The sequence below is a fragment of the Tepidanaerobacter acetatoxydans Re1 genome, assembly GCF_000328765.2.
Taxonomy (GTDB): domain Bacteria; phylum Bacillota; class Thermosediminibacteria; order Thermosediminibacterales; family Tepidanaerobacteraceae; genus Tepidanaerobacter; species Tepidanaerobacter acetatoxydans.
In genome coordinates, this window is record NC_019954.2 from 902,465 (window position 1) to 919,366 (window position 16,902).

Annotated in this window: 15 protein-coding genes; 13 read left to right on the plus strand and 2 right to left on the minus strand. The window is 37.2% G+C overall.

The features are described from left to right. Positions 1 to 10: 10 nt before the first annotated feature. The 8 genes from fliW to TEPIRE1_RS04225 all read left to right on the plus strand — a co-directional run bounded on the left by fliW (position 11) and on the right by TEPIRE1_RS04225 (position 8,151). A complete protein-coding gene (fliW, locus tag TEPIRE1_RS04195) occupies positions 11 to 466 on the plus strand; it encodes a flagellar assembly protein FliW (RefSeq protein WP_013777932.1) in 456 nt (151 codons plus the stop codon). After that, positions 460 to 681, plus strand: coding sequence for a carbon storage regulator CsrA (gene csrA / locus TEPIRE1_RS04200; protein WP_013777933.1), 222 nt, complete (start codon positions 460 to 462; stop codon positions 679 to 681). Before fliW ends, csrA begins: the two co-directional genes overlap by 7 nt. Before the next feature lie 117 nt (positions 682 to 798). Then, positions 799 to 2,058 (plus strand): DNA methyltransferase, encoded by a 1,260-nt coding sequence (locus TEPIRE1_RS04205; protein WP_013777934.1) that lies wholly within the window; start codon positions 799 to 801, stop codon positions 2,056 to 2,058. 79 nt (positions 2,059 to 2,137) lie between these two features. Then, complete coding sequence (locus TEPIRE1_RS04210) at positions 2,138 to 2,470, plus strand: hypothetical protein (RefSeq protein WP_013777935.1); 333 nt, start codon at positions 2,138 to 2,140, stop codon at positions 2,468 to 2,470. Between the two features lie 206 nt (positions 2,471 to 2,676). Further along, a complete protein-coding gene (locus TEPIRE1_RS13640) occupies positions 2,677 to 2,895 on the plus strand; it encodes a hypothetical protein (protein ID WP_023211395.1) in 219 nt (72 codons plus the stop codon). 143 nt (positions 2,896 to 3,038) lie between these two features. Continuing rightward, positions 3,039 to 3,176, plus strand: a complete 138-nt coding sequence (locus TEPIRE1_RS14420; protein WP_414929845.1) for a DUF4391 domain-containing protein — start codon at positions 3,039 to 3,041, stop codon at positions 3,174 to 3,176. 11 nt (positions 3,177 to 3,187) lie between these two features. Then, a complete protein-coding gene (locus TEPIRE1_RS04220; protein WP_013777936.1) occupies positions 3,188 to 5,101 on the plus strand; it encodes a site-specific DNA-methyltransferase in 1,914 nt (637 codons plus the stop codon). An 11-nt stretch (positions 5,102 to 5,112) separates the two neighbouring features. Then, on the plus strand, positions 5,113 to 8,151 hold the full coding sequence (locus TEPIRE1_RS04225) for a type III restriction-modification system endonuclease (protein WP_013777937.1): 3,039 nt from the start codon (positions 5,113 to 5,115) through the stop codon (positions 8,149 to 8,151). A 113-nt stretch (positions 8,152 to 8,264) separates the two neighbouring features. On the opposite strand, the gene TEPIRE1_RS04230 is transcribed toward TEPIRE1_RS04225, so the two are convergent. Further along, positions 8,265 to 8,489: a type II toxin-antitoxin system HicB family antitoxin gene (locus tag TEPIRE1_RS04230; RefSeq protein WP_015295105.1), complete on the minus strand. Its 225-nt coding sequence runs from the start codon at positions 8,487 to 8,489 to the stop codon at positions 8,265 to 8,267. Positions 8,490 to 8,885: 396 nt separating this feature from the next. Continuing rightward, on the minus strand, positions 8,886 to 10,649 hold the full coding sequence (locus TEPIRE1_RS04240; RefSeq protein WP_013777939.1) for a GmrSD restriction endonuclease domain-containing protein: 1,764 nt from the start codon (positions 10,647 to 10,649) through the stop codon (positions 8,886 to 8,888). A 426-nt stretch (positions 10,650 to 11,075) separates the two neighbouring features. Here TEPIRE1_RS04240 and TEPIRE1_RS13750 point away from each other — a divergent pair, with 426 nt between their 5' ends. Genes TEPIRE1_RS13750 through TEPIRE1_RS04260 form a run of 5 tightly spaced genes read left to right on the plus strand, consistent with a single transcriptional unit; the run spans position 11,076 to position 16,897 of the window. Continuing rightward, complete coding sequence (locus TEPIRE1_RS13750; RefSeq protein WP_013777940.1) at positions 11,076 to 11,216, plus strand: hypothetical protein; 141 nt, start codon at positions 11,076 to 11,078, stop codon at positions 11,214 to 11,216. Between the two features lie 2 nt (positions 11,217 to 11,218). After that, a complete protein-coding gene (locus TEPIRE1_RS04245; RefSeq protein WP_013777941.1) occupies positions 11,219 to 11,470 on the plus strand; it encodes a hypothetical protein in 252 nt (83 codons plus the stop codon). Between the two features lie 56 nt (positions 11,471 to 11,526). After that, on the plus strand, positions 11,527 to 12,597 hold the full coding sequence (cmr1, locus tag TEPIRE1_RS04250; protein WP_013777942.1) for a type III-B CRISPR module RAMP protein Cmr1: 1,071 nt from the start codon (positions 11,527 to 11,529) through the stop codon (positions 12,595 to 12,597). 11 nt (positions 12,598 to 12,608) lie between these two features. Continuing rightward, positions 12,609 to 13,994, plus strand: coding sequence for an RAMP superfamily CRISPR-associated protein (locus TEPIRE1_RS04255; protein WP_013777943.1), 1,386 nt, complete (start codon positions 12,609 to 12,611; stop codon positions 13,992 to 13,994). Next, entirely contained in the window at positions 13,991 to 16,897 is a 2,907-nt protein-coding gene (locus tag TEPIRE1_RS04260) for a CRISPR-associated protein Csx11 (protein ID WP_013777944.1), read from the plus strand. The genes TEPIRE1_RS04255 and TEPIRE1_RS04260 overlap by 4 nt, the downstream gene beginning before the upstream one ends. Positions 16,898 to 16,902 lie beyond the last annotated feature (5 nt).

The following is a 16,902-nucleotide window of genomic DNA, read 5'->3' on the forward strand; positions in this document are numbered from 1 at the left end:
TTGTATTATTATGACAGTAGATACCAACTTTGAGGATTTGAAAACTGATGAAGAAAAGGTGATAACTTTTATAAACGGCATTATGGGCTTGGAACAGTATAAAAAATACTTATTGCTGAACCATCCTGGCAGTGATACTGTTAAATGGCTGCAGGCCTTAAATGAACCCGGAATTGCCTTACCCGTTGCAGACCCATCGCATTTTTATCCTGATTATGCACCTAAAATTTCAAGAGAAGAACTTCTCAAACTAGACATAACATCGCCCCAAGAGGCGATAGTTTTGTGTGTCCTTACAATTTCCAAAGAGGCAAAAAATATCACAATGAATCTTAAGGCGCCGATAGTTATAAATCCTGCCCAACGCTTAGCCGATCAGTTTATTGCCGAAAATCCCGAATACGATATACGCCAACCTATAAACATAACAAAAAACTCCGATGATGGGCGGTGTAAATCTTGTTAGTCCTTACAAGAAAAGCAGGAGAAGGCATATACATAGGCGAAGATGTCCTTATAAAAATCTTTGAAATCGAAGGCGATCGGGTAAAAATAGGCATCGAAGCCCCGAAAACCACAAAAGTTCTCAGACTGGAACTGTATGAAGATATCAGTGGAGAAAATATAAAAGCTGCTGGTGTCAGCAAAGATGCCATCGATGAGCTTTTCAAAGGCCTGTAAATCAAAAGCCATTCAACAACCGCATTGTTTGCGGTTTTATAATGTACCTTCATGTCGGAGCTGGCGGTCGATGACCGCCCCTACTAAAATAAAAAAACAGAATTTCGAGGTGTTAGAATGTCCTTAAATTCCCGCGATGTAATCAGATACATAGAAAAATTTACTTTCAAGGATCAGAACATAAGCCTTTTTGATGATGACTCCTCCACAAAAGTTGAATATGTTGAAATAAATAAGATGAAGATACCGCGCTTTATAAACGAATTCTGGACATCAAGGCAAAGGCAGGCATCCCCCTTGCATGAAGTATCCTACAGAGCGTGTTTTAAACCGCAATTGCCGCGATTTTTCATAAACCTCCTTACAGAAGAAAAAGATACCGTTTATGACCCCTTTTCCGGGCGAGGGACTACAGTAATTGAAGCCGGAATTCTTGGGAGAAATATCATTTCAAATGATATAAATCCCCTCAGCCGAATCCTAACAATGCCAAGATTTTTTGTTCCCGATATAGATGCCGTAATCGAAAGACTTGCTGAAATCCCATATGATAAAAGTGCTAGAGCGGATATAGACCTTTCCATGTTCTACCATATCGATACCGAAACAGAAATAGTATCACTGAAAAATTACCTAAAACAAAGAAGTTTTGAAGGAAAAGAAGATTCATTGGACTCATGGATTAGAATGGTGGCTACGAACCGTCTGACCGGGCACTCACCTGGCTTTTTTTCAGTGTACACCCTTCCGCCAAACCAAGCAGTGACTCCTGACCGACAGCTGATAATAAATGCAAAAAGAAACCAAAAGCCGGAGTATAGAAACACCAAAAAACTCATCATCAAAAAATCAAAAAGCCTTATAAAGAACCTTGAAAAAGCTGAAATAAAGAATCTGCATAATGCCGGTAAGGCCGGCCTATTCCTTACAAAGGACGCAAGGAATACATCGGAAATACCCGATGAATCCGTCAGCCTCACGGTAACATCACCGCCATTTTTGGATGTGGTCCAATACGACAAAGACAATTGGCTAAGATGCTGGTTCAATGATATTGATGCCGAAGAAATCGCAAACAATATTACCATGTCAAGGACCATAGAAGAATGGTCGTCGGTCATGCTGGATGTATTTAAAGAGCTTTACCGAATAACAAAAAAAGGCGGTTGGGTTGCCTTTGAAGTAGGCGAGGTAAAAGGCGGTAAAATAAAGCTGGATGAATATGTGGTGCCACTGGGTATAAATGCAGGATTTAGCTGTGCAGGCATTTTAGTAAACCGGCAGGAATTCACAAAGACATCCAATATATGGGGAGTAAAAAACAACAAATCCGGGACAAATACCAATAGAATAGTACTTTTCACTAAAGATTTTTAACCCATTCCTTTATTATGAAAAATATGATAAGCTATAATTGCTTTACTTGAATTTACAGTGGAGAATGAGGAGGGCCTTTATGGACGATAGTCAGTTTAAAGAATTGGTATTGCAGCAATTAAAAATCTTAACTGATGGCCAAGGCAAAATGGAAACTCGTCTAACTAAACTAGAGCAAGGTCAAGCTCAATTAGTGGAAGGTCAGACTAAGTTGGAACAAAGCCAGATTGTGCTAGTGGAAAGTCAGACTAGGTTAGAACAAAGCCAGGCTAAACTGGAACAAGGTCAGGCTAGACTGGAGAAAGGCCAAAAAGCTATTCACAACGAATTGAAATACATATGGGACGACATAAAGAAACTGGACAATCGACTATGTGCCCAAGAAGAGAAACTTGCACGCCAAAGCAGGTGAAATAGAATACATAAGCTTTAGCCCCGGTGATTTCATCCGGGGCTTAAATATTAAATGAAGGAAAAAACCATATATTTGTAGAATTATAAAATCTAAGAGTATATATAAACCACCTGAGGTGCTTCTTATGGAAATAATTAACAATATCGAGAAATTACTCGGTGATGATTTAAAGCATACCCTCAAAAGAGGTTCAAAAGTATCAATTGCTGCTTCATGTTTTTCCATATATGCCAATTCAAGGCTTTACTACAGTAGATTTGGGATTTGAACGGGGGAATAATTTATCAAATATTGTCACTAAAATTGATGATTATTCTGCTACAAAAACTTACCTAGATTTGTTTGAACAGGTTTGGAACGATGATGATAAAATGGAAGATATAACAGAAGAAGTGGTGGAATACATAAATTGGAGAAATTGATAAATTTGACAGCTATGCATCCAAGGAAATTACGGCGTATAAAGAAATAGAGAATATCAACCTTGATGAAGATGATTGGCTCGATGAGGAATACAGTATTGGGGACAAAGTAAAAATCAACCTTTCGGATAGAGTTAAATCAAATCCGAGAACAATTAGAAAAAGAAATATCAAAGCTGGAAGGCAAAATAAAAAGGGAAAAACAATTTAATAAAAAAGTGGATTTAAACATACAGCTTCAAAAAAAGAAAAAAGAGTTGAAAGAACTTATAGGTGACTGAGGAGATTTCAGATGAAAAAACTAAAAATGAAATCAAAGAATCTGACTAAAGAAAACATAGAAAGAATAGGTAAACTCTTTCCTAATGTAATCACAGAAATCAAAGATGAAGATGGCAATATAACCCATGCCATAGACTTTGAACTTTTGCAGCAGGAGTTAAGCGATGAAATAGTTGAAGGCAGCAAGGAGAGATATCAACTAACCTGGCCGGGGAAAAAGGAAGCTATTGTTAGAGCTAATACCCCAATAGATAAAACCCTAAGACCGGTAAAAGAAGACAGCGTAAGCTGGGAAGATACAGAGAATCTATATATAGAAGGAGACAACCTGGAAGTCCTAAAACTACTTCAAGAATCCTACCTAAACAAGATAAAATGCATATACATAGACCCGCCCTACAATACCGGTAAAGATTTTATATATAAGGACAATTTTACCCAGGACAAAGATGAATACGCAGAAGAATCAGGCCAAGTAGATGAAGACGGCAACAGGCTCTTTCAAAACACCGAATACAACGGAAGATTCCACAGCGACTGGCTGACAATGATGTATCCAAGATTAAAACTTGCCCGAAACCTGCTATCCGAAGACGGAGTAATATTTGTATCAATAGACGACAATGAAGTGCATAATCTCAGGAAGATTTGCGATGAGATATTTGGGGAGAGGAATTTTGTAAATGTTTTTGTTTGGCGAAAATCAAAAGGTTCTGGCAATGACTCTAAATACATTATAGTTGAAACAGAATATATTCTGCTTTATGCCAAAAATTTAGAAAATGTTAAATTTAACAATCAAATCAAAAGCATTGACGATAGCAAATTTAAGTATAAAGATGAATACTTCGAAGAAAGAGGCGGCTACAATTTAGAAAAGCTTGATAGAGGAAGCAAAGGATATGTTGAGAGTTTGGATTTTGGCATAGAGGCACCTGATGGAACTTTGGTTTTCCCCAACAACCGCAACAGACAGTTTAATGACGGCTGGCGCTGGATGTGGAGCAAGGCGAAGGTAGAATGGGGAATAAAAAATGGATATATAGTAGTTAAGAAGGGTCAGGATGATAAGTGGAATGTATACAACAAAGTTTATGCAAAGGTAGATAATGAAGGTAATAAAATTATAAGAACCAAATTATATAGGAACCACATCGGATTTGAAGAAAACATCTTAAACATCCAGGCAAATTTTGAAATGAAAAGGTTATTCGGTAATGCATATTTTTCTTTTCCAAAACCCACAACTTTATTAAAACACTTATTGAACATGTTTTACTTAAATGATGAAGTTATCCTCGACTTCTTCTCCGGCTCTGCCACCACTGCCCATGCAGTGATGGAGCTTAATGCAGAGGATGGGGGAGGTCGCAAATACATCATGGTGCAGCTGCCTGAGCCTTGTGATGAAAAATCCGAGGCCTATAAAGCAGGCTTTAAAAACATCGCCGAAATAGGCAAAGAACGTATTCGCCGTGCAGGAAAGAAGATAAACGAAGAAACCGGTGCAGATATAGATTATGGTTTTAGGGTATACAGAGTAGATTCTTCAAACATGAAGGATGTATATTACAGGCCTGATGAACTTGACCAAAATCTTTTGGACCAATTAGAATCCAATATAAAAGAAGATAGAACCGGCTTGGATCTGCTAACGCAAGTAATGCTTGAGGCAGGCCTTGAGCTGTCGCTGCCAATTGAAACAAAAAAGATTTACGGCAAAGAAGTTCATTTTGTAGCAGGTGATTCCCTTGTGGCATGTTTTGATGAAGATGTAGATGAAAAATTAGTTAAAGAGATAGCTAAAACCAAGCCGCTAAAGGTAGTATTTAGAGATAACTCCTTTAAATCCTGTCCTGACAGAATAAACTTGGAAGAAATATTTAAAGCCATATCTCCCGGCACGGAGATTAAAGTTTTGTGAGGGGTGATTTGATGAAGCTTAAATTTAAACAGCAGAAGTTTCAAATAGATGCGGTAAAATCTGTCGTGGATTGTTTTAGAGGACAGTCAAATCATGTTTCCCATTTTCAACTGGATACGGGCAGGGTAAAGGGAGAAATAGAAGGTCAAGGAAGTTTTTTAGATGAAATCGGTTTCAGGAACAATCCCATAGGATTGGCAGAAGATGATGTATTAAAAAACATCAGAAAAGTTCAATTAAGAAATGGCCTAAAACCCTCGGACAGATTAGAGGGCAGATATAATCTGACAATTGAAATGGAAACAGGAACCGGAAAAACCTATACATATATTCGAACTATGTATGAACTGTATCGAGCCTATAGTTGGAATAAATTCATAATAGTAGTGCCTTCTATTGCAATTAGAGAAGGAGTATATAAATCTTTTCAAATAACTGAAGACCATTTTATGGATTTATATGGTACAAAAATCCGATATTTTATATATAATTCCAAACAACTTCATAAAATAGATCAATTTGCCTCTGATTCCGGTATCAATGCCATGATAATAAATTCCCAAGCCTTTAATGCACGGGGTAAAGATGCTCGAAGGATATATGAGGAACTGGATGATTTTGGCACCAGAAGACCCATAGACGTTCTTGCCCAGACCAATCCCATCCTTATAATAGATGAGCCTCAGTCCGTAGAAGGCAAGAAAACCAAAGAAGCGTTAAAGCTTTTCAAGCCATTATTTACCTTAAGATATTCGGCAACTCACAAGGAAGATTACAATAAGATATATAGATTAGATGCTCTGGATGCTTATAATATGAAACTCGTAAAGAAAATCAAGGTGAAAGGAATTACAGTAAAAGGACTGACTGGAACCAATAGTTACATTTATTTTGAAGGAATAGATGTAAGCACCAAGAGCAAGCCGGTAGCCAGGATAGAATTCGAAGTTAAACAAAAAAATGGAATTAAAAGAGTTGCCAGAAATGTAGATGAAGGATTTGATTTATATACTCATTCCAATTATATGGAACAATATAAGGGATACATCTTATCCGAGATAAACGGCTATAAAAACACAATAAGCTTTACAAACGGAGTTACGCTTAATGCCGGCGATGTCCAAGGCGACATCAGTGAAACCAATTTAAGAAGAATCCAGATTCGCGAAGCGATAAAGTCTCACTTTGAAAGGGAAAAATCACTCTATAACAAGGGAATAAAGGTGCTTACTCTCTTTTTTATAGATGAGGTGGCAAAATACAGGCAATATGATGAAAGTGGAAATCAAGTAAATGGGGAATATGGAGAAATTTTTGAAGAAGAATATATGAACGTACTAAATGAATACATAACCCTATTTGATGATCCATATGTAAAATACCTAAAATCCATTGATGTGGAAGATACTCATAAAGGATATTTTTCCATAGATAGCAAGGGGAGAATGGTGGACCCATCAGCTAAAGGCAAAGAGAAGATTTCCGAGGATGAGTCTGCCTATGATTTGATAATGAAGGATAAGGAAAGGCTGCTGAGCTTTGATGAACCAACCAGATTTATTTTTTCCCACTCTGCCTTAAGGGAAGGCTGGGACAATCCGAATGTATTTCAGATATGCACTTTAAAGCACAGCGATTCTATCATAAGAAAAAGACAGGAAGTAGGGAGAGGCCTCAGGCTTTGTGTAGACCAAAATGGTAATAGGATAGACGGAGAAACTCCGGGAATAGATGTCCATGATATAAATGTACTTACAGTAATAGCCAGTGAATCTTATGAATCATTTGCAAAAAGCTTGCAGTCGGAAATTGCAGAAACCTTATCCGACAGACCTCAAAAGGCAAATGTAGAGTTTTTCTTAAACAATGTAGTTAAAAATGCCAGAGGAGAAGAATTATTTATAGATGAAAGCCTAGCGAATACCCTGCACCGCTCATTTATACGAAATATGTATGTAGATGATAATGATATTTTAACTGAAAAATACTATAAGGCTCTGGAAGAAAATAAGATAAATTTGCCGGAGGAAGTAAATGATTTCAAGGAAGGGATTATTCAATTAGTAGGTAAAATATATAGTGAAGGCGTTACACCTCTTGTAGAAAATAGCAGAGCAGAAAATATTAAAGAACTAAAAGTCAATGAGAATTTTAAGAAAAGGGAATTTCAAGAACTGTGGAATAAGATAAATGTAAAAACTGCATATTATGTTGACTTTGATACGAAGGAATTGATTAAAAACTGTATTATTGCATTAGACAGAGATTTAAAAGTATCTGATATAACCTATCAGGTAAAGACAGGGGAAATGGAATCTATATCCTCAAAAGAAGAGCTGGAAAGAGGAGAAGCATTCAAAGTCAAGGAAACAGCTATGGATAAAGATTATTCAGCAGTAACCACTGCTATAAGATATGATTTGGTAGGAAAACTGGTAGATGAAACCAAACTAACAAGAAATGCGATAGTTAACATTCTTAAAGGCATTAAGCCGATGACCTTTTACTTATTCCGGAAAAATCCCGAAGAATTTATCATAAAAACTGCAAGGATTATAAATGAACAAAAGGCTGCCATGATAATACAGCATATTGCTTATAATCCAATAGATGAAGTTTTTGATACAACCATCTTCACTGAAAACACTTTAACCGGAACTATAGGCAAAAATGCTTGGGAAGTAAAAAAACACATTTACGATTATGTAGTCACTGATTCCGATGTTGAAAAACGATTTGCCGAAGAACTGGACAGCAGTGCTGAGGTATGCGTATACGCCAAGCTTCCCAGAGGATTCTTCATACCAACTCCGGTAGGGAACTACAGTCCGGACTGGGCCATTGTATTCAATGAAGGCAAGGTAAGACATATATACTTTATCACCGAAACCAAAGGGAAGCTAGAATCATTAAAATTTGACACAAGAGGCATAGAAGAAGTCAAGATTCACTGTGCGGGAGAACATTTCAAAAAAATTAGCAACGATACAGTAAAATACGATGTGGTAGACAGCTACGAAATGCTGATGGATAAAGTTATGGGGAAATAAATTTATTGCAGAGAGGTCAATTAATTGCGATGGCGCAAAGCTTGTAATTGAGACTGCGGTATGAAATCATGATTTTCTAAGTGCCTCATATGATGAAATAATAGTTAATTTACTCATATAGAAACCTCTATCTGCTGAACGCCTATGAATTCATTTGTTGTAACTTCGCTGTTATTCACTTCTAGATAAAGCTCTATAGCCTCTTTTATTCTTGGCAGCAATTCTTCAACGGTTTTAGCTTGTGTATGACATCCTCTCAATGCAGGCACTGATGCTATATATAATCCATCTTCGTCCTTTTCTATAAGAATTGTGAAATTAAATTTCTTCAAATCCATCACCTCTCAATTAGGAATAATTTAAACTATAAACTTCAAATGAAAGTATACCTTTAATCTTATTATAACATTTTTTTCTTGGCTTTTTTTAATATTATTTCCGATACGAATCTACGATAAAACCAAAGAGAAACTAAAAAGTTTTTGCGACTTTCTTATAAACATGTAAAGAAACTCTTAACCGCACTGCTGCGGTTTTTTCTCTTTCCAGGCACACGGTGCAAGGAAGCCTCTGAAAAAGTGAAACAATATTACAAATAACAAAAACTGTCATCCTGAGCGTCAGCGAAGGATCTTTCGTCGAAGCGGCTTTAAGATTCTTCATTCCGCCTCGTTTCATTCAGCATGACATAAACCCGAGATTTTCAGAGGCTTCCCTAGCATACACTTATTTACTTATTGACCCATTGCTTCTAAAATTTTGTTGTATAACGCTTCCTTTCGCTTTTCGAAAAAGGTATTAAAATCATCAGACCGTATAGCGTCAACATCTATTAGGTGAGTTTCTAAAATTTTGTTTAAGGTATCAGCATCAATATTTTTTTCTTTTTCAATGAAATCCAGATAAATACTTGGTGGATTTCCTCCTATTGAGCGGTTTGTTAAAGCTGAAAGCGGTGATTTGTTAATTATAGAATTGTATAGATCTTTAGGTATTCCCTGCTTAGCGCAATAAGCTGTAGGAAATATATGATGAATGTCTATACTGTCATTGTAGTATGTCTGAAGATCAATGGGAACGCCTGATATAAAATCCCTACACCCTTCTCTCATTAAAAGAACATGCACACCTTTATATGCAGCACTGTTTCTAGTGCGCATAGTCAAAAGCCTGTCGGAATCGAAGGTTGCTTCACTTATCGTATCCGGCTTGCTTTTACCATCTAACCAATCTAAAACCTGTGGCAAGTCTTTTGCGAACCGAGTCTCAGTAGCAGCACCATACAATTCACCAAAAACACCGCACCAATACCATTGTGCTAGTTTCTGCCTTGTTGTGTGATTGTGGGCTTTCGGTCCTAATTCAACTAAGATTGCAGTTAAAGGTATCATTTGTGAGGGATATGGTATATCTTGATGTGAGAAGATTTTTTGTTCCATTAAAAATTTAGCAGCCTCATAAAACCCTTCAGTAACTTTGTCGCTCCATGCCTTGTATTCTTCTACCGTTAAATTTAAAATATCTCTGCGCTTACAGCCTACTGCAGCTCCAGGATTATCTTTCTTTCTATTATAAGTTATTAATAGCGCAATAGTCTGCAGAAAATCTGTATTTTCTAATATCGATAAAATAGGATTATTCTTAAATGCTTTAACATCTTCACTATTGCTTGGATTGCCTTCATATCTTAATTTCCAATCATCCCTTAGTGAAAAATTATCTGCTGCAAAAGAAGCTGTCAGTAATTCAAACACCGTCAAAGTTACACCGCCGGTGTTTACGTTTTCAAATACTTGGCATACAGCTTCTTTTGGTGTTGTATTCAAAAGTGTTATTACCGGTAATTGATAATTATTAAATGCTGAAAACGCCTCTGCCATGAACTTACTCCATCGCAAAGAGCGTTCTTGGGACATGTCAATGCTAAAATATTGATTTTGCCACTGTAAAAGTTTATCAGGTTTAAATAAATAATGTACTGGAAGCAGTCCTGCTTCACATTCTTTTTCCATAGTTGAAAAATCAGCTATTACTACATTGCCCTTGCCCCTTAATATTTTGTCCTCCGGCAGCGAAATTATAGCATCATCCTTATCTGAATTTACATCTGTTGCCATATTTATATCTAAATAATACCATCTCTTGATTTCTTTTCCGCGAACATCAGTAGTTTTAACCGGCTCATCTAAGTAAAGAGCTTGATACAAAGATGTTATGCGCTGCTGTCCATCTAATATAAGCCTTTGAGGTTCTGGCAGCTGCGGTAAGCAGACTCCCTCAACTAAGCGAGGCTTAAACCTTACATCAGGGTTTCCTGTTTCAAGCAGCATAACTGCTCCGATAGGAAACGACTTTAGAACACTTACAAGCAATTTGCGAATCCGTTCATTATCCCACACCCAACCCCTTTGAAAATCCGGAAGTTGTGTTCTTCCGTCTTGCACAGAATCAAGCAAACTTTTTAACATTTCCGATGTACTGTGAAATATAGTCGGCATTTGTTGAAACCCCCTGCTAATTATTTAGTAGCTTAGTTATAAATAAATTTTTTAAATTTTTACTTTAACTATAACTATATAAATTCGCCACCTTATGCGATTTTCCTTCTTACTTCTGCGGAGCACAGAGTCAGGCACTTGCTTATACACATGTAAAAACCTTTGCGAATTAAACTTTCTTCTTAAAATGAAATATCCTAAGGTATTTGCTGCAATTAAAAAGCATTTAAAATAGATGCAATATCGGCGTAAGTAAGTGATTGGAAGAAGAAGGAAATATATAGTTAGTGTAGAAGTAATTTAGGGATAAGATAAAATAATAAAAGGATGGTGATAATTATAAAAACCTTCGGTCAAACTAAATCATTATGATATAGGTATAAATTGTAGAGATACGATATTTAAAATGTATAGGAGGAAAAATTCATGGCTGTTTCAGAAACCTTTTATTTTGATGGTACAAGCAATAATGGGGCATTTTACAAATGGAGCTATAAAGAATCCAATGAATTTAGCAATCTCTTTATACAAAAACGGAGAGTACCAGAGCAATACCAGAATCAATAGAAGTGATTATTAAATTTAGGGAAGAATTTGAACTGGAAATAATTAGAAATGAGAGAGATTTTACCGAAAATCCAGAATTAAAAGATAAGCCTATTATTAAGTATGTCAAGAGAGTAAGTTGCCATACAGATACTATTAGGTTCGATACATATAACAACTATAGACCGTTCAATATTACTTATATACCCAACTCGTTTCTTAAAGGCAATGAAGACGTCAAACTTTTACAAGTTGTAGTCAAATGGAATCCTTAGCTATAAACGTATAAAAGAGTGCATACTGCGGCGTGCAGCATAGGGAGGTGAAGTATGTGAGAGTCAAGACATTGACTCCTTTGTGGACAGGTGGGGTTAATAGTAAGGTAGACCGCATTCATGAAACCGGATTATTAGGTAGTTTGCGCTGGTGGTATGAAACGTTGGTGCGAGGACTTGGAGGCAACGTTTGTAATGAAGAACACAAGTGTGATTTTGATACGCAAAAATACATAAGCTCTAAGGCGAACAGCGAAGCTGAACGTTTAAAAGAAGCTGGCTTGTGCGATGTATGCCAAGTATTTGGAGCTACGGGCTGGAAGCGGCGTTTTCGCCTATCTGTAGTAGAAGATAACATCCGAGATGCAAAAATTCAGCATCCCATTAAAGCCTATAAAAAGAAATATGTAAGTGGTGGAAAAGAATATGTTCCTACATGGTATTTTTCGGATCCATCAAAAACTAATGTGAGTCCAGTGCCGCCAAATACACCTAAAATCGGCAATTTTGAAATTCTGCTCCAGAGCTTAGATTATGACTTTCAGATAGAAATAATCAAAGGGCTTATCCAATTTATAGCAGACTGGGCAGGCTTGGGAGCTCGTAATCAGATGGGGTTTGGTATCATAGAGCCCATAGGCGAACGCGCAGATGCTAGCTACCTTTATGAAAAGTTACTTACAAATGTCGGAAACTACCATTATGCAGAATTGCCATCTTTAAAGAATGTATTCTTAGTACAAATTAAGGTAGGTAATGCCGAAGAAGTGGAAACCTTTAATATAAAATGTGATCTGCGCCGATTGTTCTCTGACAACAAAGATGTACGTCATTTTGTCATGGGCACTGCCGGTGAGAAAAAGGACAGCGCAAAGAAAATCGCTGCAAAAATAAAAATATCTCACCCTTATAATGATAACCTTATGCGCATCTGGGGTTGGATACCGGAAGAAGCTGATTGTTACAACAAAAATTGGGACCGAGAAAAAATCGTCTCTGATATTTATAAATACTTAACTACCAACTATAATCTTGAAGTTTGGCGAGAGATAGACTCTAAGCGAGATACCGTCACACCAAACATTACAAAACCTGAAAAGTTTTTACAAAGTCTTCTAGGTTTATAAGGAGGGAAAATGTGACACTTGATTATTATGCTTATCAAAATCAGAAAAGTACTATAGATAGCGCTGCCTGCAGGGGACAGGAACTGCATATAGCTTATTTATTAAAAGAAGCGCGCGGTTTAAAAAATAAGGAAAAAAACAAGATACGCGATTTTTGGCAAAAAAGTTTGTCTGTAAAAGATGATCCCTGGGAGGGAACCTCCTTTGATTTTTGCCAAATGCCAGATAGTCTTGCTTTTACTTTAGATACATCTGCCATCGAGTGGTTGCCGCAGTTTAGTTTTGTATTGCAACTACCCTTTAAAATAGATAAACCTTATATCAGCAAAGATGAAAAATCCATTTATATCTTAGAAAATCCGCTGCGCCGTGAAAAGATATTTAAAACACCTATGTTGGCTGCTGCCGGTTGGAAGGGTGCCTTACGGGCAGCCATGGTACAAATGTTAGTTCAGTGGTGGAAACAACTGGACGAATCAGAAAAGAAAAAACGCAGTAATTGCAAGCAATTTGTTTCCTGGCGTCTACAATTGGTAAGATTATTCGGCACAGAGCGAGGAGCAGACATGGACGATGAAAATTACAATAATTATTTGGATAAATTAGGAGGAAAATATCAGAGCAGTTGGTTTCGCCGTTATCTAAGGAGATTTATCTCGCCAAGCGGCTCTATAGCTGGAAGGCTTCAGTTTTACCCCACTTTTTTTAAAGAAACAGCATTAGAAATAATTAATCCCCACGACCGCAAAACAGGCACAAGCATGCGCGGACCGATTTTACTTGAATGCGTCCCGGAAAATACTGAAGGAATTTTTTCTATAGTATATGTGCCTTTTGGACCCTTTGGCATGGATAAGAAAATTCACAAAGAAGCTGTAGTACAAGATTTAATATTTTTAGCAAAGGGAATAAGAGCCATGCTGACAGTGTACGGTTTTGGCGCTAAAACCAGCAGTGGCTTTGGAAAAGCTAAAGAAAGGTTTGCAGGGGAAGGCAGATTATTATTAAAATCAGCACTGTCTTTAAAGGATTTGGAAAGCGATGCTGAATCACAGCGATCTGAAGAATTGCCTCGCTATCTAGAAACAGCTGACAGATTGATTGAAGAACTACGCCGTTCGGATGGAACTTTAAAAGAAGAAGATGAATACCGCCAGTGGCTGGAAAACAATAAACTCAAATACAACAAGAAGCGAAAGCAGCTCTATAGTAAAGCTAAATTGTGGTGGGAGCGAAAGCAGCTTGAAGAAAACAGCTTGCAAGATGTAGCATCCGAACCTGAACCAAGCGCAAAAAAGGAGCCGCTTATAACTGAAATTACTTTTAATACTTTAGATGAATTCTATAACCAGGTTCAACGGTTAGCTACTGCTTTGCGTAAGGGAGGTGCAATGTGAACAATCTGGATATATTGTCAAAGAACCGCAACAACTTACTACTGGCAGAAGCTATAGGATGGCTGCATGATTATTTTAAATGCTCAGACGAGCACTTACTATTTGAGACAAATAATGAAGCAAAAGTAAAGAGTAAAACCGATTTAGTAAACCTTATAATTAGCAATGAAAATTTATTAAAAAATACAACACTATCTTTTCAAATAGATGGCAAGACCATTAGTTCTAAAATTAATTTAATGCTGCATAATTTCTTCAGCAGCGCAGGAATTAATAAGATTTTTGGTAAACCGGTAAAAAAAGACAATAATGATTTTATCGAATACTTATCCCGCTGCCATTATACGGCTCATTTTGATAAGCAAGAGCCACTTAAAGATCCGCGCCGAATCCAAACCTATTCCGGGATAAGAATCAGCTCTCCCTTTGGCTTTGAAAGAAATGTTCCAACTAATTTGACTAAAAAATTAAAGTCTCTACCCTGGAACTATTTAATAAATTATTGCCCAAAGAAACGGGAAATATTGCGACGAGAAATAGAGGAGTTATTTTCTTGTGCTATAGCAGATACCCGCCGCCCTATCAATGAGGTGGACTTGTGGAGCTGGGGCTTATTGGTAGGCTCCTTGTATAAATCTGCTCTAGCAGGCGATTTGCTCAAAGGTGAGATTTTGCCAAAAGAAAAGCTTAAATGGCGGTTGTTAAGTGTAAGAGTAAAAGGCTTAGAATACATGTTAGGCGTAACTCGCATACCGGATTTACTAGCTCGTAAGCGGCTTTTAGAGGATGGATTTGATAGGGTAAAAAAACTATTAGAAGTAGAATATCCGTTAGGAAGTGAAATCTATAGGGATGAGAACGGAAGCATCTATGTAGTTCCTGACTTGGATAATTTATTAGAGATATGTGATGCACAAGGCTATAGTCTGCGAGAATTAATCACAACCGAATTCAAACGAGGAACTTTAAAAAATGATTCTAAGCTTCAAATCGGAGGCGAAATCAAGCCTGATATTCAACTAGAAGATGAAGGCTGGTGGGGTCAAGATCCTGAATTTAGGGAAAAAACTCAGTGGGAAAAGAGTAAAAAATATGGTCAACCTTTAGATGATAAACTACCAAAAATTTGCCCTATTATTTCCTCTACACCGATGTCAAAGCCTGATTTAGATGTTATTGAAGATAACCAGCAGTGGAAGGCAGATGTTTGCACTGTTTGCGGATTGAGACAGCAAGGACCTTCCAAAAAGTCTGCTGAACGATCAATGTGTAATATTTGTGAAAAACGGCGAAGCAATCGTTCTAAGGAATGGGTCACAGAACAGCCAGAAAAAACTATTTGGACAGAAGAAGTAGCCGATGCAAATGGGCGTTTAGCGCTGCTGATGGGTCAGTTTGACCTGACGCATTGGCTCGATGGAACATTCCTAGAGACTATTTTTGTAATTTCTCCCAAGGAATCTAATGACGTTGTTACTAAGACAGCGTCACCAAGCCGATTGCGGCGCATGTGGGAAACAACGCGCCTTTTTTGGCAAGAAGTACAAAAAGACATACCGGCAGAAGCGATCGGAAATGAATTTTCGCGGTTAAAAATTTGCATTGACGGTAAACCGGATTTAGGAGATTTTCATGTTTATTCTTTAGCGCTAGGTCCGACAGAACTGGATATAGTCTGGGTACCTTCACAAGATAAAACTACAGGCTATTTTATTACTGCTGCAAATCTTAGTTACATAGCGCACCAATTAGGGGCAAAAGAGCTAGAGTATAGTAAACCGTCTGATGCTGCTTGGTATGTAAAAAATTATCTTGAGAAGTTATTTATTCAAGAAAAACAAAGCCCAATATTGTCCAGTGCCGAAGAGGACTTAAGCCAAGGTAAGCAAAATCTTCTTGAAGGTAATTACATTACCGAAATTATATATCAAGAAGACAAATACACTCCTGTGATACCTATTTTAGCAGAGCCCTCAACCTTTATGATGCTTGTGCCTGCTGATAAATCTTTACAAATGACGCATCTTATCAAAAATAAATATGAAAGAGAAATGGCTAAGGTACGGGATCGTCTACCTATAAAATTAGGGATTATATATGCTGAACGACGTATGCCAATTCGTTCAATATTAGATGCTGGGCGGGCTATGCTATCTAGGGTATTTACACTGGAAACTTGGCAAGTTAAAGAAAACGACCTCAAAAGCACAAGTGAAGAAATTAAATTTTCTATAAAAAATAAGCAACTGCTAAAGCAGAAAGACTCAACTTTTGTATGGGGTATTCCCACGAAAATGGGAGATAAAATTACCGATGACTACTGGTATCCTTATTTCTCTGTAGAGTTAAAAGAAGGTGAAAAGAGAAACTCCACACTTTCCAACCAAGAAATAAAAGCGAAAATGCCACTTGGACAAGCAGAGAAAGAAGATTGCCAGATTGTCTATGCAGCCGACTTGAATCCAGGTGAAAGGATTAATCTTTTGCCATCAATTTTTGATTTTGAATTTCTAGATACTAATGCTAGGCGCTTCGAACTTTACTATGATCAAGAAGGACGACGACCTTGCGCTACTAAACCCTATTATCTGGAAGATATAGACCGCTTTTTTGTTATGTGGCATGGATATTTAAAGCATTTATCAAAAACCCAATGTAAACAACTCGTGACTACGATTGAAACTGTTAGAGAACAGTGGTTTGGTCAAGACGATAAAAGAATATCATTAAATGATGAGGTATTCTTTCAATTTGTTGCAGATACCTTAGCAGGTGCTTTCTGGCCTGAAGAGATAAAGTGGAATGATATTCCTGAATATTGGCAGAGAGAGCTTATTAGGGCTGGAGTATGTGGCGAATTAACCGACTTGGTAGAATTGCATTTGGAGATATTGAAAGAGTAAAAGGA